The 19113-nt window shown below is 73.8% G+C and carries 15 protein-coding genes; 11 read left to right on the top strand and 4 right to left on the bottom strand.

Translation table 11 applies throughout. The features are described 5' to 3' along the window. Positions 1-10: 10 nt before the first annotated feature. From ACI793_RS16255 to ACI793_RS16225, 7 genes are all read left to right on the top strand, one after another. The gene (locus ACI793_RS16255; RefSeq protein ID WP_456607410.1) at positions 11-910 is read left to right on the top strand and encodes an ABC transporter ATP-binding protein; all 900 of its coding nucleotides are present in this window, start codon (positions 11-13) and stop codon (positions 908-910) included. Beyond that, positions 907-1722, top strand: a complete 816-nt coding sequence (locus ACI793_RS16250) for an ABC transporter permease (protein WP_456607409.1) — start codon at positions 907-909, stop codon at positions 1720-1722. Before ACI793_RS16255 ends, ACI793_RS16250 begins: the two co-directional genes overlap by 4 nt. A gap of 426 nt (positions 1723-2148) precedes the next feature. Continuing rightward, positions 2149-4470 (top strand): bifunctional polysaccharide deacetylase/glycosyltransferase family 2 protein, encoded by a 2322-nt coding sequence (locus tag ACI793_RS16245; RefSeq protein WP_456607408.1) that lies wholly within the window; start codon positions 2149-2151, stop codon positions 4468-4470. Continuing rightward, the gene (locus ACI793_RS16240; RefSeq protein WP_456607407.1) at positions 4467-5519 is read left to right on the top strand and encodes a glycosyl hydrolase family 18 protein; all 1053 of its coding nucleotides are present in this window, start codon (positions 4467-4469) and stop codon (positions 5517-5519) included. The genes ACI793_RS16245 and ACI793_RS16240 overlap by 4 nt, the downstream gene beginning before the upstream one ends. Then, positions 5516-6700 carry an acyltransferase family protein gene (locus ACI793_RS16235; RefSeq protein WP_456607406.1) on the top strand — a complete coding sequence of 395 codons (1185 nt, stop codon included), beginning with the start codon at positions 5516-5518 and terminating at the stop codon, positions 6698-6700. Before ACI793_RS16240 ends, ACI793_RS16235 begins: the two co-directional genes overlap by 4 nt. A 37-nt stretch (positions 6701-6737) precedes the next feature. Further along, positions 6738-7814: an adenosine deaminase gene (locus ACI793_RS16230; RefSeq protein ID WP_456607405.1), complete on the top strand. Its 1077-nt coding sequence runs from the start codon at positions 6738-6740 to the stop codon at positions 7812-7814. A gap of 238 nt (positions 7815-8052) precedes the next feature. Next, entirely contained in the window at positions 8053-9606 is a 1554-nt protein-coding gene (locus ACI793_RS16225; RefSeq protein ID WP_456607404.1) for a DEAD/DEAH box helicase, read from the top strand. A gap of 76 nt (positions 9607-9682) precedes the next feature. Here ACI793_RS16225 and ACI793_RS16220 read toward each other — a convergent pair whose 3' ends face one another. Beyond that, positions 9683-11062: a hypothetical protein gene (locus ACI793_RS16220; RefSeq protein WP_456607403.1), complete on the bottom strand. Its 1380-nt coding sequence runs from the start codon at positions 11060-11062 to the stop codon at positions 9683-9685. 208 nt (positions 11063-11270) lie between these two features. Between ACI793_RS16220 and ACI793_RS16215 the strand changes: the two genes are divergently transcribed. Next, the gene (locus ACI793_RS16215) at positions 11271-12197 is read left to right on the top strand and encodes an FkbM family methyltransferase (protein ID WP_456607402.1); all 927 of its coding nucleotides are present in this window, start codon (positions 11271-11273) and stop codon (positions 12195-12197) included. Positions 12198-12231: 34 nt separating this feature from the next. Here ACI793_RS16215 and ACI793_RS16210 read toward each other — a convergent pair whose 3' ends face one another. From ACI793_RS16210 to deoC, 3 genes are read right to left on the bottom strand one after another with little or no spacing between them, the layout of a single operon-like run. Then, a complete protein-coding gene (locus ACI793_RS16210; RefSeq protein WP_456607401.1) occupies positions 12232-13098 on the bottom strand; it encodes an aldehyde dehydrogenase family protein in 867 nt (288 codons plus the stop codon). Continuing rightward, on the bottom strand, positions 13095-14555 hold the full coding sequence (locus tag ACI793_RS16205; RefSeq protein ID WP_456607400.1) for an aldehyde dehydrogenase family protein: 1461 nt from the start codon (positions 14553-14555) through the stop codon (positions 13095-13097). Before ACI793_RS16205 ends, ACI793_RS16210 begins: the two co-directional genes overlap by 4 nt. A gap of 6 nt (positions 14556-14561) precedes the next feature. Continuing rightward, on the bottom strand, positions 14562-15572 hold the full coding sequence (gene deoC / locus ACI793_RS16200) for a deoxyribose-phosphate aldolase (RefSeq protein WP_456607399.1): 1011 nt from the start codon (positions 15570-15572) through the stop codon (positions 14562-14564). Between the two features lie 391 nt (positions 15573-15963). Between deoC and ACI793_RS16195 the strand changes: the two genes are divergently transcribed. The 3 genes from ACI793_RS16195 to ACI793_RS16185 all read left to right on the top strand — a co-directional run bounded on the left by ACI793_RS16195 (position 15964) and on the right by ACI793_RS16185 (position 19109). Beyond that, entirely contained in the window at positions 15964-17511 is a 1548-nt protein-coding gene (locus ACI793_RS16195; RefSeq protein ID WP_456607398.1) for a DUF222 domain-containing protein, read from the top strand. 81 nt (positions 17512-17592) lie between these two features. After that, a complete protein-coding gene (gene upp / locus ACI793_RS16190) occupies positions 17593-18216 on the top strand; it encodes a uracil phosphoribosyltransferase (RefSeq protein WP_456607397.1) in 624 nt (207 codons plus the stop codon). Between the two features lie 2 nt (positions 18217-18218). Further along, positions 18219-19109 carry a Gfo/Idh/MocA family protein gene (locus tag ACI793_RS16185; RefSeq protein WP_456607396.1) on the top strand — a complete coding sequence of 297 codons (891 nt, stop codon included), beginning with the start codon at positions 18219-18221 and terminating at the stop codon, positions 19107-19109. Positions 19110-19113 lie beyond the last annotated feature (4 nt).

The following is a 19113-nucleotide window of genomic DNA, read 5'->3' as shown; positions in this document are numbered from 1 at the left end:
CTGGTCTCTCGTGACCCGAACGACGGTGACGGCGGCGTCGCCCGAGCAGCTCGCCTCCCCGCTCGACCCCGAGGCCGCCATCTCCATCCGCGGCCTGGTCAAGCGGTACGGGGAGCGGGCGGCCGTCGACGGTCTGGACCTCGACATCCGTCGTGGCGAGATCTTCGCGCTGCTCGGTCCCAACGGCGCCGGCAAGACGACGACGGTCGAGATCTGCGAGGGCTACCGCGGGCGTGACGGTGGTGAGGTCCGCGTGCTGGGGGTCGACCCGGCGAAGGGCGGCCGCCGCTGGAAGGCCGACCTGGGCATCGTGCTGCAGTCCGGGGCCGGGGACAGCCAGCTGTCGGTGCGCGAGCTGCTGACCGCGCAGGCCTCCTACTTCGCCGACCCCCGCGACCCCGACGAGGTGCTCGAGCTGGTCGGCCTCACCGAGAAGGCCGGCGCCCGCGGCCGCACGCTGTCGGGCGGCCAGCGCCGCCGGCTGGACGTGGCGCTCGGCATCGTCGGCCGGCCGAAGCTGCTCTTCCTCGACGAGCCGACGACCGGCTTCGACCCGGAGGCGCGGCGCCAGTTCTGGGCGCTGATCCGCTCGCTCCGCGAGCTGGGCACGACCATGCTGCTGACCACCCACTACCTCGACGAGGCCGAGGAGCTGGCCGACCGGGTGGGCGTGATCGCCCGGGGGCAGCTCGCCGAGGTCGCCGTCCCCACCGCCCTGGGCGGCCGGGGGACGGCGCCGGCCGTCGTCAGCTGGACCGAGGACGGCGCGCGGCGAACCGCCGAGACGACGACGCCGACTGCCTTCGTCACCGAGCTCGCCGCGCGCTTCCCCGGCGAGGTGCCCGACCTCGCGGTGAACCGCCCGACCCTCGAGGACGTTTACCTGACGATGATCGGGGACCGCTCGTGACCTCCGCCGCACCTCCGCGCGCCGCCCTGCCCTCGGTCGGCCGGGTCTGCCGCACGCGCGCCGGGGTGGAGCTCAAGGAGTTCTTCCGGCAGCGCGAGTCGGTCGTGTTCACCCTGCTGTTCCCCGTGATCCTGCTGCTCGGCCTCGGGGCGGTGCTCGACTACGACCTGGGTGCCGGCGTCGACTTCCCGCAGTACTTCATGGCCGGGGTCATCACCGCCGGCATCGTCGGGGCGAGCCTGCAGAACATGGCGATCCACATCGCCGGCGAGCGGTCCGACGGCACGCTCAAGGCCCTGGCCGGCACCCCGATGCCGAAGTCGGCCTACTTCGTCGGCAAGGTCGCGCAGGTCGTCGCGGTGACGCTGGCGACCGTCCTCGTCCTGCTGCTCGTCGGTGTCCTCGTCTTCGGCATCGACCTGCCGTCCGGGAGCGACTGGCTGACCTTCGCCTGGGTCACCGTGCTGGGCGCGGCCGCGTGCACCCTGCTGGGCATCGCGGTCTCCTCGCTGGCCCGCAACTCGCGGTCGGCGTCGGCGACGGTGACCCCGATCGCCCTGGTGCTGGAGTTCGTCTCCGGCGTCTTCATGCCCTTCGACCAGGTGCCCGGCTGGCTGCAGGACGTCGCGGCGGTCTTCCCGGTCAAGTGGCTGGCCCAGGGGCTGCGCTCGGTGTTCCTGCCGGACTCCCTGGCCGCCCGCGAGCCGGCCGGGTCCTGGGAGCTGGGCACGGTCGCGATCGTGCTGGGCCTCTGGTGCGTCGTCGGGCTGATGCTGTGCGTGCGGACCTTCCGCTGGCAGGACCGGGGCTGACCGCGCGGTGCCGTCCCGCACCGGTCGGCGCGCCCCGAGACGGGTGTCACGCTGCGTGCTCTCGGACAGTGCCAGGAGACCTCACGGTCGGTCACGGGCATGACGGTCGGATGAACTCTCACCGGGACAGGGTTCGACCCCGGCTCGTCTGAGCAGGTTGTTCGCGTCGTTCGTGGAGAACGGGCAGGGTCGCCGATCACTCAGCGTGACCACCACGCTGGTGACTCCGCGTTCAGGTTGACGGTCGATAGTCAAACGTTGAAGCATCGAGGCCGACGGCGGTCGACGGCCCTCGCGTGCCGTCCGCCGACCCGGGGGCGGAGTGAACCGGGAACGGGGTCGGCGCCGAAGGCTGGGTGCGCCGGATCGTCGACATGTCGACATCGCACTGCCCTGTCCGGCCACACCCACCTCGCGAAGGAGACCGTGATCAGGCGAACCCAGCGGCGCGGGAGCTCGGCCGCCCGTGCGCGGGACGTCGGCGGTCTCCCGGTGTTCCTGAACCCGACCGGGCGCCGGTGGCGCCGCGTGCGGATCGTCGGGCTGGTCCTCCTCGCCGCACTCGTCGCGCTGGTCGCGGTCGCCGTGCCCCAGCTCGTGGCACCCCCGTCGCTGGCCGGCGCCGATGTGCCCCGGGCGCTGGCCGCCGCCGAGGTCGGCGATCCGCCCGTCGTCGGCGAGGGTCCGCTGGTGCGCGTCGTCCGGGTGCAGGAGTCCGGCGGCCGCAGCTATGCCCAGGAGCCGTTCTCCGGCCAGGTCGTGGGGGAGCTGTCCGAGGAGGACGCCCTCGAGGCCGCGGACGCCGAGTACGCGGTCCAGCGCTACGGCTACAGCGCGACGGCCGAGAAGACCATCTCGCTCACCTTCGACGACGGCCCGCACCCGGTGTACACGCCGCAGCTGCTGGACCTGCTCAGCCGGTACGGCGTCCCGGCGACCTTCTTCGTCATCGGCGACGAGGTGGCCGCGCATCCCGGGATCGTCGAGCGGATGGCCCGGGAGGGCCACGCGGTCGCCAACCACACGCTGACCCACGTCGACATGAACGAGACGCCGGCCTTCCGCCAGCGCGCGGAGATCGCCCTCACGGACCGCCTCCTCCGGGCGCGGACGGGGGAGTACGCCTCCTACTTCCGGCTGCCGTACGAGGGTGGTGACGACGAGTCGATCCGCCGGGACCTCGTGGGCATCCTGCGCGCCCAGCAGCTCGGGTACGTCGTCGCATCGCACGACTTCGACCCCCAGGACTGGTCCTTCCCGGTCGGCACCGATGTCGACGAGGTCCCCATGCCGCCCCTGGGCGAGCAGGACAACATCACGGTGCTGCTGCACGACGGCGGCGCCGACCGCACGCTCACCCTGGAGTACGTCGAGGAGCTCATCGTCCAGGCGCGTGCCGCGGGTTACACGTTCCACTCCATGCCCCAGGTGATGCCGGAGGTCCTGGCGGCCACCGGCGTCGCGGAGGCCTCCGGGTGGGACGCCGCCGCCGTCGGGCTGGCCTACGGGCTGTTCGTGCTGCCCGACTCCGTGCTGACCGGGCTGTTCGTCCTCGCCCTCGTCACGATGCTCGGCCTCGGCGTCCTCAACACCGTCCTCGCGCTGGTCCGGGCACGGCGCAGGCGGAACCCGCCGAACGTCGCCGGTGCGACCGGGGTGTCGGTGCTCATCGCGGCCTACAACGAGGAGATGGTGATCACCCGGACGCTGCAGTACGTCCTGGCCTCGGAGTACCGGGTCGACGAGGTGCTCGTCGTGGACGACGGCAGCACCGACGGGACCGCGGCGATGGTGCGGGACGTCGCCGCCCTGGACCCCCGCGTGCGACTGCTCCAGCAGCCCAACTCCGGCAAGTGGGCGGCGCTCAACCGCGGCTTCGAGGAGGCGGCGCACCCCCTCGTGGTCACCCTGGACGCCGACACGCTGTTCGCGCCCACGACGGTGGGACACCTGGTCGCCGGCTTCTCGCGGCCCGACGTCGGCGCGGTCGCCGGCGTGATCAAGGTGGGCAACTACGCCCGCAACGTCGTCACCCGCTGGCAGGCGCTGGAGTACATCACCCAGATCGGCGTGGACCGCTCGGCAGCGGCGCTGCTGAACGCCGTGATGATCGTGCCGGGCGCGTGCGCCGCGTGGCGCCGGGACGCCGTGCTCGAGGCCGGCGGGTACAGCAACGCCACGCTGGCCGAGGACTGCGACCTCACCCTCCTGCTGCACCAGCGCGGGTGGCGGGTCGAGCAGGCCGACGAGGCGGTGGCCTTCACCGAGGCTCCCGAGACGGTGGACGCCCTGCTCAAGCAGCGGGTGCGCTGGATGTTCGGCACCGTCCAGGCCGTCTGGCGGCACCGCGACATGCTCCTCCGCCCGCGGTTCGGGTGGCTCGGGATGCTGATCATGCCCATGGCGACCCTGCAGATCCTGCTGCCCCTGGTGTTCACGCCGCTGGTCGTGGTGGTGGTCCTCCAGATGCTCGCCTCCGCCGGGCCGCTCCCCGTCCTGGGCTACTTCATGCTGTTCGCCCTCATCTACGGCGCCGTCGCCGCGGTGGCGGTCCGCCTGCTGAAGGAGAGGCCGGCCCACCTGCTGATGGTTCCGCTGTACCGCTTCATCTACGAGCCGCTGCGCGCCTACCTGCTCTACGCCACGATCGGCACGGCCATCCGCGGCATCCGCTTGGGCTGGAACAAGCTGGCCCGCACGGCGCACATGGACGAGGACGCCGAGCAGCCGGTCACGGTGCCCGCATGAGCCGGCGCCGGTGGTTCTACGCGGGAGGTGCGGCCCTCGTCGTGCTCGCCGTGATCGCGGGGCTGGCTCTGTCCGGGCGGGGTGGCGACCGGACCCTGGTGGCGGCCGCCTGGCTGCCGGTGTGGGACGAGCGCAGTGCGGACTCGCTGCGTCCGGCCCTGGAGGTCGGCGGGGTCGGCGAGGTGAGCCCGACCTGGGTGACGGTCGACGTGGCCGGTGAGCTCGTGCTGACACCCCCGACCGCGGAGGTGCTCGGCCGGCTCGACGAGGCCGGTGCGCGGCTGCTGCCCACCGTCCAGAACTTCGCCGACGGGACGTGGCAGGGGCAGGTGATCGCCGACCTCCTGACCGACCCGGTGCGTGCCGACGCCCACCGCGCGGCCCTCGTCGACCTCGCGCTGGCCGAGGAGTGGGACGGCATCGACATCGACTACGAGGCCCTGCCGCCCACGGCCGGGCCGCCGTTCCTCGACTTCCTCGCCGCGCTCGGTGCCGACCTGGACGAGCACGGCCTGGACCTCACCGTGGCCGTGCCCGCCCGGACGGGCGACGACTACGCCGGGGTCCTCGCGTACAGCTACGAGCAGCTCGGCGAGGTCGTCGACCAGGTCCGGGTGATGACCTACGACCACTCGTGGAACAGCAGCTCGGCCGGGCCGGTCGCCCCGCTGGCGTGGGTGTCCGACGTCGTCGACTACGCGGTCGAGCGGGTGCCGGCGGACAAGCTCATGCTCGGGTTGCCCACCTACGGCTACGACTGGGTGGGCGAGCGCGGCGCGGTCCTGGGCGCGGCCGACGCGGTGGCGCTGGCCGAGGAGGTCGGCGCCGAACCGGCGTGGGACGACGCCGCGGCGTCGTGGACGTTCTCCTACGCCCGGGACGGTGAGCAGCACACGGTCTGGTACGAGGACGCCCGGTCCCTCCGCGCCGCCCAAGAGCTGGCGCACGACGCCGGCCTGCGCGGCGTGGCGATCTGGCAGCTCGGTGGCGAGGACCCCGAGGTGTGGCCGGCGCTCGCGACGGTCACCGGCGGCGGTGACCCGGCGTGAGGGGCGTCGTCGATCCGTACCTGCGGATCCTGGCCGCGGTCTCGCTCCTGCTCGTGGTGGCCGACGTCACCCTGGGTCTGGACTGGCTCCCGCTGACCTTCCCGGCGGTGGGCGTGCTCTTCGCGGTCGGTGGCGCCGCCGCGGCGTCGGCCGCCGGCGCACCGGGCGCCGCCCGTCGCGCGGTCACGGCGCTCCTGCTGCCGTTCTGGGTGTTCGCCGCAGCCGTGCTCGCGGTCATGCTGGCGCGGGGCTGGCAGGCCGACCCGTTCCGGGGGGCCGAGCCGTTCACCTGGTCGACGGTGGGGCTGTGGCTCCTCCCGATCTCGGATCCCCCCGCCTCGGTGGAGGGCATCCCCTGGGTGCTGACGGCGTGGTTCGTGCCGACGCTCCTGTGGCTGACCCTGGCGACGCCGGCGCTGCTGTGGCTGTTCCGGCGGTGGCCCCTCCGGCTCCTGGCCGTGCCGGTGGTGACCGTCCTGGTGCTGAGCACCGGGATCGCCACGCTGACCGGCTCGGCCCGTGACGTCGTCCTCGATCTCTGCGTCTACGCGTGCTGCTGGCTGGTGGGGTTCGCCCGGCACGACGGCCGGCTGTCCGGGCTGTCCCCGCGCCGAACGCTCGTCCTCGGAGCCGTGCTCCTCGCCTCCGGTCTGGCCCGCGCGGGATCGCGGCAGGACCTGGTGGACGCGGGCCGGATCGACGAGGTCCCCGTGGCGGCACTCCTCTGCTCCCTCGGTCTGGTGGTCCTCCTGCTGCGCGTCCCGTGGCGCGGCGACCGCCTGCGGACCGGTCGGCCGGGTGCCGTGCTCTCGGCCGTCGGCGCGCGCAGCCTGACCGTCTTCCTGTGGGCACCCGCCGCGGCCGCGGCCGCCGTCCCGGCGCTCGCCCTCTCCCCGCTGGCGGCGTACCACACGGACGACGCCTCGGGTGCCCTGCTCCGGTTCGCGACGACCTGCGTGCTGCTCCTCGTCGTCGTCCTCCTGGTGGGGTGGGCGGAGGACGTCGGAGCGGGTCTCCGGCCGACGCTCCTCGGTGCCCGCCGGCCTCGGGCGTCGGGGACCCGGCCCGTCGCGCCGGCTCCGGTGCCGGCGCGCACCTTCGTCGTCGAGGGCAACGTGGTGCAGGACCTGGCGGCCACGGAACGGTCCGAGCCGGTGGCCCCTCGGCCGGCCGGGCGGTGACGGAGGCCGCTCCCGGTCTGCCGGGTAGCGTGCCTCCGTGCCTGCGCCGCTGAACGCCGACTCCATCCGGCGCGCCCCCAAGGTCCTCCTGCACGACCACCTCGACGGCGGCCTGCGGCCGCAGACGGTGCTGGAGCTGGCCGACGCCCACGGCTACCGCGAGCTGCCCACCGCGGACGCCGACGAGCTGGCCCGCTGGTTCCGCCGGGCCGCCGACTCCGGCTCGCTGGTCCGCTACCTGGAGACGTTCGCGCACACCGTCGGGGTCATGCAGACCGCCGACGCGATCCACCGGGTCGCCCGCGAGTGCGCGCTCGACCTCGCCGCCGACGGCGTCGTCCACGCCGAGGTGCGCTTCGCCCCGGAGCTGTCGACGGCCGGCGGTCTGGCGATCGAGGCCGTCGTCGAGGCGATGGTCGACGGGTTCGCAGCCGGCGCGGCCGAGGCGACCGCGGCCGGGACGCCGATCCGGGTCGGGGCGCTGCTGTGCGCGATGCGCCAGAACGACCGCTGGGAGGAGGTCGCCGGGCTGGTCGTGCGCTACCGCGACGCGGGCGTGGTCGGCTTCGACCTGGCCGGTCCCGAGATCGGCTTCCCGCCCGACCGCATCCCCGCCGCCATCGAGCTGCTGGACCGGGCCGGCGCCCACCGGACGGTGCACGCCGGTGAGGCGGCCGGCATCGACAGCATCCGCGCCGCGCTCGACGGGGCGCGCGCGGAGCGTCTCGGCCACGGCATCCGCATCGCCGACGAGGTGCCGGTGGACGGCGCGCCCGGGCCGGTAGCGCAGCGGGTGCTCGACGGTCAGGTGCCGCTGGAGGTCGCGCCGTCGTCCAACGTGCAGACCGGTGCCTACCCCTCGCTGGCCGAGCACCCGATCGACCGGCTGCACCGGCTCGGCTTCGCCGTCACCGTGAACACCGACAACCGGCTGATGAGCGGCGTGTCGGCCAGCAGCGAGCTGACCGACGTCGCGACCACGTTCGGCTGGGGCTGGGACGACGTGCAGACGGTCACCGAGCGTGCCGTCGCGGCCGCCTTCCTCGACGAGGCCGACCGCGCGCGGCTGCTCGCCGACGTCGTCCGGCCCGGGTACGCCGCCCTGCGGGGCTGACGGAGGGTGACCGTCCCCACCCCCTCGCGGGAATCACCGGGGCGGCCGCGCTGCTAGCCTGGGTGTACCGGCACAACGCCGGTCATCCTCCCGGACGGTTTGTCCGGGCATGAGCGCATCCGTGCAGATCACGCGTTCCATCCCTGGGCGCACACGATCGCCAGTGAGGACGCCGGTACCTGCGGCGCTCTCCTTCTCCACGGGACGCGCTCCGAGCAGTATCGGAGCCCCACCCCGCATGACTTTGGTCAACCCTGTGTCGTTCGAGTCGAACAACGCCGACAACACCACTGAGAACACCGTCCAGAACATCGCCGCGGACACCGTCGCGGCGGAGAGCACCCCCGAGGCGCCGGCCGAGCCGACCGGCCCCACCTTCGGCCAGCTGGGTCTGCCGCAGCCGCTGGTGACCGCCCTCGAGCGGCGCGGCATCCACCGCCCGTTCGCCATCCAGACGTCGGCGCTGCCCGACGCCCTCGCCGGCCGCGACGTGCTCGGCAAGGCCGCCACCGGCTCGGGCAAGACGCTGGCCTTCGGCCTGCCGCTGCTGGCCCGTGTCGGTGCCGAGGTCAAGCAGGGCCGCCGCGCCCCCCGCGGTCTGGTCCTCGTGCCCACCCGCGAGCTCGCCCAGCAGGTGCACGACAACCTGGCGCCGCTGGGTCAGGCGACCGGTGTCGTCCTGGCGACCGTCTACGGCGGTGCGCCCATGTACCGCCAGATCCAGCAGCTGCGTCGCGGCGTCGACGTCATCATCGCCACTCCCGGCCGGCTGCAGGACCTCATCAACCAGGGCGAGGCCACCCTCGCCGAGGTCGTCGTCACCGTCCTGGACGAGGCCGACTTCATGGCCGACCTGGGCTTCCTCCCGGTGGTCAAGGAGCTGCTCGACCAGACCGACCGCAACGCCCAGCGGCTGCTGTTCTCGGCCACGCTGGACGGCGAGGTCGACTCGCTGGTGCGCCGCTACCTGAAGGACCCGGCCCGGCACGAGGTCGTCCGCCCCGGTGGGGAGGCGCCGCCGGCCGAGCACCTGGCCTTCACGCTCGCCTTCCGCGACAAGCTGCAGGTGGCCACCGAGCTCGCCGGCCGCCCCGGCCGCACGATCATCTTCGCCCGCACCCAGCTGGGCGTGGACCGGCTGGCCGACAACCTCAAGGCCGCCGGCATCAAGGCCGAGGCCATCCACGGCGGACTTCCCCAGGCGGCGCGCAAGCGTGCGCTGGAGGAGTTCACCGACGCCCGGTCGCCGGTCCTGGTGGCCACCGACGTTGCCGCCCGCGGCATCCACGTGGACGACGTCTCGCTGGTCCTGCACTACGACCCGCCGACGGACGCCAAGACCTACCTGCACCGTTCGGGCCGTACCGCTCGCGCCGGTGCCGCCGGCGTCGTCGTCTCGCTGCTGCTGCCCGACCAGGTGGGCCAGGCCAAGCGCCGCTTCCGCACGGCCAAGGTCGACCCGCCCCTGGACCGCACCCGGCCCGGCGACAAGCCGATCCTGGACCTGGTCGCCGCCGGCATCCCGGTGGAGCCCAAGGAGCGGACCCAGCGCGACATGCGTCGCGGCGGTGGCGGCCCCGGTGGCCGTCCGCGTCGTGACGGCGAGCGCCCCAGCGGTTCCCGCGGCGGCCCGCGTCGTTCCTTCGGCGACCGTCCCCGGCCTGCCGGCGAGCGGCCCGCGGGCGAGCGATCCTACGGCGGTGGCGGCGAGCGTTCGTCCGGCGAGCGCTCGTACGGCGACCGTGGTCGCGCCGGTGGACGGCCCGGCCGTCCCACGCGCTACGGCAGCTGAGCGGTACCTGAAGCACTGAACGGCCGAGCGGCCGGTCCCGGGATCTCCCGGGGCCGGCCGCTCGGTCGTTCGCGCCTCAGTCGCGGAAGACGAGCTTCCCGCTGATCAGCCCGACGATCTCGTCCCAGGCGGGACGGACGGCGGCGGCGTCCTCCTGGCGCAGCGCGGTGTCCGGTCGGTGCTCGCCGACCGCCACGGCCCGGCCCAGCGGTGCGGCGGGGGAGAGCAGCTCCTCGACCCGCGGCAGCCGCGCGTACTCGGCGAGGTCGCGCGCGCCCTCGACCGGCTGCGCCAGCGCCGCGTAGCTGACCAGCCCGGCGGCGCCGTCGGCGACCTCGCCGAGCAGGTCGGCCAGCTCGGCGAGGTCGTAGCGGTCCTGCTCGGCCGGGATCGGCGGGGTGTCGGTGGCGGCGACCTCGGGCCAGGAGGCGATCTCGCTGAGGTCGTGGCGCTCGTCGCCGGCGCAGAACCGGCTCAGCTCGGCGGGGGTGTCGAACAGGAAGACCTCGCCGTCGCGCCCCAGGAACCGGGCGACGTCGTCGACGTAGCAGCGCAGCGTGATCCCGGCGCCGTCGGGCACGACGACCTGGACCGGGAGGATGCCGACGGCCTCCCAGAACTCCGCCGCCGCAGCGACGGCGGCGGGGTCGTGGGGCAGCCTGCCGCCGCCACCCGCGATGGTCCGCACGCCGGCGGCCGGGCCGGTGCCCCGGACGTCGACCGGCTCGATGGCGTCGTCCTCGTCGTCCACGGCGATCGGGGCGGCCTCCGAGGCCGACGGGAAGTCGGCGGCGGCCGCGGTGCCCGCGCCCGTCCAGTCCAGGTGCTCACCGAGCTCCTCGACGACGTCCTCCCACAGGTCGTCGAGCGCGCTGCCGACGCCTGCCCAGGCGTCCTCGCCGGAGCGGCCGATGAACGCCTCGGCACCCAGCCCGAGCGAGCCGATCTCGGGCTTGGCCACCAGTTCGGCGACGGCCTCGAACTCCGTCTCCTCGTCGTCCAGGTCCTCGTCGTCCTCGTCGGCGGTGTCGAGGCACTCGGCCAGCCGGCTGACGATGTCGATCGTGGCCGCCAGCTCCTCGACCGCCCAGCGGTCGGGGTTCTCGGCGGCGACGTCGTAGACGCCGTCGAGGTCGTAGCGGTGGTCGTCGTCCGGGGTCAGGTCGGCGGCGCCCAGCCCCGCCACCACGGGCCACACCGGGTGGTCGGCGAGGTCGTGGTCGGTGCTGGAGCGGCAGAACGCCGCGAGCGCCGCGGGGGAGGGGAAGAGGTGGACGACGGCGGTGGGCACCGGGTTCTCCGGGTCGTCGTCGTTGATGTCGGCGCGGACCTCGACCGTGGTGCCGAGGAACGCCTGCCACTCCTCGCCGTCCTCCTCCCACGGAGGAGCCCACAGCGTGTAGCCCGTGCGGTCGTCGAGGGTGAGAGCGATGGGAACGATGCTGGGCCTGGCCACGGGGAGACTCTGCCAGATGGACGGCCCCGCCCTCCCGCCCCTTTCGGCCCAGGTGTCCTCGGCCGACAGGCGTGGGCGAGGGCGCTCGGGGAGTGCATCCCGGATCCGGTGATCGTGCGTCCGGTCCTGCTCGTCGTCGGCGACCGCTGTCCTCGACTCGCTGACCGGCCCCCTCGCGGGCGCCCGTGCCACCCGCGAAGCTGCACCGGTGTTCGTCGACCCGCCGGTCACCCGACCGTTCTGGCGCAGTCTCTTCGTGGCCGAGCGGCTGATCGGTCCCCGCCCGGCACGGCTGACCGCTGCGCTGGCGCTGCGGGCCGCAGCTCGGGCGCCGCGCAGCTACGCCAAGACGGTCCGGCGCATCTCGCCTCGGCTGCGCGCGGAGAATCCCGGTCTGACCAAGATTCCGGAACGCTGGTCCGAAGACCCGACGGTGCGGGTCCGCCGCGGAGGCCTGGCGCTGGAGCTGGACCTGCGGGACAACCTGCAGGCGATCCTGTTCTACACCGGCGTCTACGAGCCCCGCTTCATCGGTCACGTGCTCGCCGATCTGCGCCCCGGAGATGTCGTGGCCGACGTGGGCGCGCACATCGGCGTGCACGCACTCGCCATCGCTCGTCGGCTGGCTCGCCTCGGCGGAGGTGTGGTGCTGGCCTTCGAGCCGGCCGCCGACTCGACCGCGAAGCTGCGGGCCGCCGCCGTTCGCAACGGGCTCGACGTCGAGATCGTCGAGGCTGCGTGCAGCGACGTGCGAGGGCGGCTGCCGCTGTTCGCCGATGAACGCTATTCCGTTGCCGACGCCGGCGTGCGTTCCCTGCACGGCAGTGGACAGCAGGTCGGACAGGTCTCCGCCACCACGTTCGACGACTGGGCGGCCGCCCGCCCCGGCGGGCCGCTACCGCGACTGGACGTGGTGAAGCTTGATGTCGAAGGGCACGAAGCGGCAGCCCTGATAGGCATGCGGGCCACCCTCGCCCGACTGCGTCCCCGCGCGCTCTACGTCGAGATCAAGGAGAGCGCCATCGGTCGAGCAGTTGCCTCTGACGAGGAGTTGCGTGCCCTGCTGGCCGAACTCGGTTACCGCACGACCGGGCTGACGTTCGACCACAACGAGCTCTTCACCCCGGCCGGCTGACGACCGGGGGCAGGTCGCACGAGTCGCTTCGCGGTCAGATCCCGATCGGGTGCCAGACCGTCTTGGTCTCGAGGAACGGGGTCATCCGGGTCAGACCCGGATCGGCGGTCCAGTCCGGCTCCGCGAGCGGGGGGCGCACGACCCGCTTGATGGTGCCGGCCGCCTCGCGCTCGAACTCCATCGCCCGGTTCTCCGGGGCGCCGGTGAGGTCGATGGCGTCGACGTCGGCGTGTTCGGCCAGCCAGGTGCCGAGCTCCTCGGCGTCGCCGGTGAGCAGGTTGACCACGCCGCCCGGCACGTCGCTGGTGGCGAGGACCTCGGCGAGCGTGACCGCCGGCAGCGGGCGCTCCTTCGACGTGACGACGACGGCGGTGTTGCCGGTGGCGAGCACCGGAGCCAGGACGCTGACCAGCCCGAGCAGCGAGGACTGCTGCGGGGCGAGGACGGCGACGACGCCGGTCGGTTCCGGGGTGGAGAAGTCGAAGTAGGGGCCGGCGACGGGGTTGGCCCCACCGAGGACGGCGGCCAGCTTGTCCGTCCAGCCGGCGTACCAGACCCAGCGGTCGACGGCGGCGTCCACGGCGGCCCGGGCCTTGGACGCCGAGAGGCCCTCGCCGTGCGCGACCTCCTCGCAGAACTGGACGTGCCGGCCCTCCATCACCTCGGCGACGCGGTAGAGCACCTGGCCGCGGTTGTAGGCGGTCGCGCCCGACCACTTCGGGAAGGCGCCGCGGGCGGCGACGACGGCGTCCCGGGCGTCCTTGCGGGAGGCGCGGGCGGCGTTGGCCACGAAGTGCCCCTTGGCGTCCGTGACCTCGTAGGTCCGGCCGGACTCCGACCGCGGGAACGCGCCGTTCACGTACAGCTTGTAGGTCTTGCGGACGGCCAGGCGGTCGCTCATCGGGTGCTCTCCAAGTACGCGGCCAGGCCGTGCCGGCCGCCCTCGCGGCCGTAGCCGGACTGCTTGTAGCCGCCGAAGGGCGACGTCGGGTCGAACTTGTTGAAGGTGTTGGCCCACACGACGCCGGCGCGCAGCTGGTTCGCGATCTTCAGGATCCGCGACCCCTTCTCGCTCCAGATGCCCGCCGAGAGCCCGTAGGTGGTGTTGTTCGCCTTCGCCACCGCCTCGTCGGGAGTGCGGAAGGTCAGGACGCTCAGCACCGGGCCGAAGATCTCGTCGCGGGCGATGCGGTGGGCGGGGGAGACGTCGGTGAAGATCGTCGGCGGGTACCAGAAGCCGCGGTCGGGCAGCTCGCAGGCCGGCTGCCAGCGGTTGGCCCCCTCGGCCTCGCCGATGTCGGACAGCTCGCGGATGCGGGCCAGCTGCTGGGCGGAGTTGATCGCGCCGATGTCGGTGTTCTTGTCCAGCGGGTCGCCGACCCGCAGCGTGCCGATGCGCCGCTGCAGCGAGGCGACGACCTCGTCGTGGACCGACTCCTGCACCAGCAGCCGGGAGCCGGCGCAGCACACGTGGCCCTGGTTGAAGAAGATGCCCTGGACGATGCCCTCGACGGCCTGGTCGACCGGGGCGTCGTCGAAGACGATGTTCGCCGCCTTGCCGCCGAGCTCGAGGGTCAACTTCTTGCGGGTACCGGCGACGGCGCGGGCGATGGAGCGGCCGACGTCCGTGGAACCGGTGAACGCGACCTTGTCGACGTCGTCGTGCTCGACGACCGCCCGGCCGGTGTCCCCGGCGCCGGTGACGATGTTGACCACGCCGGCGGGCAGGTCGGCCTGCCGGCAGACTTCGGCGAACAGCAGTGCCGTCAGGGGCGTGGTCTCCGCCGGCTTGAGGACGACGGTGTTGCCCGCCGCAAGAGCCGGGGCGACCTTCCACGCCAGCATCATCAGCGGGAAGTTCCACGGGATGACCTGGCCCGCCACGCCCAGGGGGCGCGGCCGGGTGCCCAGGCCGACGTGGTCGAGCTTGTCGGCCCAGCCGGCGTAGTAGAAGAAGTGGGCGGCGGCCAGGGGGACGTCGACGTCGCGGGACTCGCGGATCGGCTTGCCGTTGTCCAGCGACTCGAGGACGGCGAACTCGCGGGCGCGTTCCTGCAGCAGGCGGGCGATGCGGAACAGGTACTTGCCGCGGTCGGCGGGGCGCATGGGGCCCCAGCTCTTCTCGAAGGCGCGGCGGGCAGCGCGGACCGCCCGGTCGACGTCGGCGGCGCTCGCGGCCGAGACCTCGGTGAGGACCTCCTCGGTGGCCGGGTTGACTGTCGTGAACGACTCGCCGGTGCCGTCGACGAACTCGCCGTCGATGAACAGGCCGTAGGACGGCGCGATGTCGACGATCGACCGCGACTCGGGCGCGGGGGCGTACTCGAAGACGGGGGCGGGTCGGGCGGTTGCGGTCATCGTCGGTCAGTCCACCGTGACGTAGTCGGGGCCGGAGTAGTGGCCGGTGCGCAGCTTCTGGCGCTGCAGCAGGAGGTCGTTGAGCAGGCTGGAGGCGCCGAAGCGGAACCAGTCGGCGTGCAGCCAGTCGGGGCCCACGGTCTCGTTGATCAGCACGAGGTGCTTGATCGCGTCCTTCGTCGTCCGGATGCCGCCGGCGGGCTTGAAGCCGACCTGCCGGCCGGTGGCGGCGCGGAAATCGCGGACCGCCTCGAGCATGACCAGGCCGACGGGGAGGGTCGCCGCCGGGCTGACCTTGCCGGTGGAGGTCTTGATGAAGTCGCCCCCGGCGAGCATCGCGATCCAGCTGGCGCGGCGGACGTTGTCCAGGGTGACCAGCTCGCCGGTCTCGAGGATGACCTTGAGGTGGGCGGGGGTGCGGCCGGGTGAGGAACAGGCCTCCTTGACGGCGACGATCTCCTCGTAGACGTCGAGGTAGCGGCCGGCCAGGAAGGCGCCGCGATCGATGACCATGTCGATCTCGTCGGCGCCGTTCTCCACCGCGTCGCGCACGTCGGCGAGCTTCACCGCCCGGCTGGCCCGCCCGCTGGGGAAGGCGGTGGCGACCGCGGCGACGTGCACGCCGCTGTCGCCGAGCGCCTCGCGGGCGACCCCGGCCAGGTCGCCGTACACGCAGACCGCGGCGACCCGGGGGCAGGTCGGGTCGGTGGGGTCGGGCCGCCTCGCCTTGGCCGCCAGGCTGCGCACCTTGCCAGGGGTGTCGGCGCCCTCGAGCGTGGTGAGGTCGACCATCGAGATCGCGGTGTCGATCGCCCACTCCTTGGACGTGGTCTTGATCGAGCGGGTGCCGAGTTGGGCCACGCGCGCCTCGGCGCCCACCTGGTCGACTCCGGGCAGGCCGTGCAGGAAGGCGCGGAAGCTGGCGTCGGAGCGGGTGACGTCGCGGTACGGGGGCAGCGGAACGGACAGCGCCCGGGCGTCGTCCGACAGGGCGTCGGGGTCGAGCACGTGGGTCATGGCGGCCATTCTCCCCTGTCCGTCCCATGACATGGGACGGCCTCACCCGGAGGGATGCGGTGCGCCCGACCGGGTGGAGCGCCAGGCCTCCAGGACGACGTCCGACGACGTGGCGGATCCGGCTTCCGGGGGAGAGGGCGTCCTCCCTGGGTGCCGTCGTCGTCGCCTTCCGCCGAGGCGTTCCCGCGGGAACGTGCGAGGCGGCTCCTCCCGGCCACCGCGATCCGCGGGCGTTCCCGCGGGAACGTGCGTGGCGGCTCCTCCGGGCCACCGCGACCCGCCTTGCGGCGTTCCCGCGGGAACGTCACGGGTGGCTCCGATGCCCAGCTCGGCGACCGGAAGTGTCGGACCCTCGCCCTAGTCTTCGATCACACGTTCGAAGGAGGCCGTGGTGCCCGAGACGTCCTTGCCTGATCTGGCTCGCGAGATCACCGCCGGTGCCGTACGGCTCGCTGCCGCGACGGCCGCCTGGCTGCGGCTGGTCGCGGAGTTCGACCGACGGGAGGGCTGGCACGCGCAGGGCATCGCCTCCTGCGCCCACTGGCTCGCCTGGCAGTGCGGCATGTCGCCCGGTACCGCACGGGAGCACGTCCGCGTCGCCCGCGCGCTCGGCGACCTCCCCCGGCTGTCCGCAGCCTTCGCGGAGGGGCGCCTGTCCTACTCCAAGATCCGCGCCGTCACCCGTGTCGCCGAACCGGAGACCGAGCAGATGCTCCTGGAGTTGGCGGTGGAGACCACCGCCTCCCAGGTCGAGCGCGTGGTCCGCGCCTGGCGGCGGAGCGACCGGGTCGACGACGACACCGTCGCGGTGCAGCGGCAGTTCCAGCACTGGTGGGACGACGACGGGATGCTCGTCGTCCGGATGCGCCTCGGGCCGGAGGAGGGTGCGGACTTCCTGGCAGCCGTCGAGTCGCGAGTCGAGGCGGGGGTCCGGCGTGATCGCGCGGCGGCGAAGCCGGCGGCCCCCGCCGGAGCTCCGCAGGACGAGGGAACGGACACGGACGAGGACGCGTCGTCCGTCGCGGACGCGGAGGCGACCGAACGGGAGGAGATCGCCTGCGCCCGGGAGCGCACGTCGGCCAGGCGCTGCGCAGCCGTCGCCGCGCTCGCCCGGGCGGGGCGGCGCGCCGATCGCCGCGCCGGGGCCCCGCCGCTCCGGGAGGTGGTGGTGCACGTCGATGCCGCCGTGCTGGCCGAGGACGCCGCGGCCGGGCAGGCCTACCTCGAGGGCGGTCCGGCGCTGCACCCGGCGCAGGTGCGCCGCATGCTGTGCGGCGCCACGGTCGTCGCGATGCTCGAGCGGGACCGCGAGGTGCTCGGCGTCGGGCGGTCCCGCCGGCTCGCCACCCGTCCGCAACGGCGGGCGCTGCTGCGGCGGGACGGCGGCTGCGCCCGGCCGGGGTGCACCGAGACGCGGATCGAACGGCTGCACGCGCACCACATGCGGCACTGGCTGTTCGGTGGCGGCACCGACATCGACAATCTCGTGCTGCTCTGCGACGTCGACCACGGATTGGTGCACGACCAGGACCTCGTCATGTCCCGGCGGGCGGGGCGCCTGGTCGTGCTGACCTCCGACGGGCGTCGCGTGTGGGGCGCCGCCGATGCCGCGTTCGTCGACGGGGTGGCCGGGGCGGGGAGCGGGTCGAGCACCGGGGGCGGGGCCTTCGTCGGCGTGTCGCCGATCGACGAGCTGGCGGCCCGCCGGCCGACGGGCGACCTCGGCGGCCGAGCAACGGCGGGTGAGCCGAGGACTGCCCCGACCGGCGATCTGACCCGATTGCTGTTCCCGGGCGGAGCGCCCGAGCTGACGTCCACGATGCACGTGAACGGCGAGCGGATGGATCTCGCCCACGTCGTCTGGGTGCTGCTGGCCAACCGCGATCTCCAGCGCCGCCTGGCTGCCGAAGCGCGGGGGCGCCCACTCCAGGCCGCGTGAGAGCTGGCGGTGCCGTGGACGGCGTCCGAGCGTCCCGGGCGGGCCTGCCGGGGCTTCCAGCGGGGCCGCTACCGTTCTGGCGTGCAGCTCACCGTCGTCGATCACCCGCTGGCCCGAGCCCGGCTGAGCCGGATGCGCGACGAGCGCACCGACAACGCCGCCTTCCGCGCCGCGCTCCGCGAGCTGACCCAGATGCTGGTCTACGAGGCCACGCGTGAGCTCGCCGTCGCCGAGGAGCCGATCCGGACGCCGGTCGTCGATACGACCGGCTACCGCCTGGCCGCACCGCCGCTGATCGTGCCCGTGCTGCGTGCGGGCCTGGGCATGGCCGACACCGCGCACGGCATGCTGCCCGAGTCCCAGATGGGCTTCGTCGGTCTGGCGCGCAACGAGGAGACCTTCCAGCCCGAGGCATACATGGCCTCCCTGCCCGAGTCGCTGGTCGACCGGCACGTCCTCGTGCTCGACCCGATGCTCGCCACCGGTGGATCGCTCGTGCACTGCTGCGGTCTGCTCACCGCGCGCGGCGCCACGCAGATCACCGTGCTGTGCGCACTCGCGGCACCCGAAGGTCTCCAGCGGCTGGAGGAGAGCGGGCTGCCGCTGCGGGTGTTCACCGCCAGCGTCGACGAGGGGCTCAACGAGAACGCGTACATCGTGCCGGGCCTCGGCGACGCCGGCGATCGTCAGTTCGGCGCGGTCTGACGATGCGCTTCGGCGTCCTCGGCACCGGCCCCTGGGCGCGGACCGTGCACGCCCCGGCGCTCGCCGGCCACCCCGCGGCCGAGCTGGTCGGCGTCTGGGGCCGCGATCTGGCGAAGGCCAAGGCGCTCGGAGCGGAGCACGAGGTCGCGGGCTTCGCCGACGTGGACGAGCTGCTCGGCCAGGTCGACGCCGTGACGATCGCGCTGCCGCCGGACCTCCAGGCGCCGCTGGCCGAGCGTGCGGCCGCAGCCGGCAAGCACCTGCTCCTGGAGAAGCCGATCGCGTTCACCGCGGCGGCGGCCGATCGCGTCGTGGCAGCGGTGCAGGACGCCAGGGTCGCCTCGGTCGTCTTCTTCACCCTCCGCTTCCAGGCCGCGACCACCACCTGGCTGACGCAGGCCGGGCGCACGCAGCTGGCCGGCGGCGCCGGTTCCTGGCTGGCCTCGCTGGCCGGCACGCGATTCGCCGCGTCGCCGTGGCGGCACGAGCGCGGGGCGCTCTGGGACGTCGGTCCGCACGCGCTCTCGGTCCTCGTCCCCGCGCTCGGTCGCGTCGTCGCCGTGCAGGCGGGAGCCGGCCTGCGCGACACCGTCCACCTGGTGCTGACCCACGAGTCCGGGGCGGCGTCGACGGTCACGCTCTCCCTCACCGTGGCGCCCATGTCGGCCGGCGTCGAGTTCTTCGTGCACGGCGACGCCGGCCGGCTGGTGCTGCTGCCCGACTCCGGCACGGCGGTGGAGGCCTTCGGGCTCGCCGTCGACGAGCTGCAGGCGGCCGCGCTCACGGGCGGCACGCACCCCTGTGACGTCGCGTTCGGCCGCGACGTCGTCGAGGTGTTGGAGATCGCCGCTCGAGCCCTGGACTCCGGCCGCCGGGAGACCGTTCCGCGCTGAGCGC

The sequence above is a fragment of the Blastococcus sp. SYSU DS0617 genome, from assembly GCF_054051075.1.
This window is presented reverse-complemented; position numbering and strand designations above follow the sequence as displayed.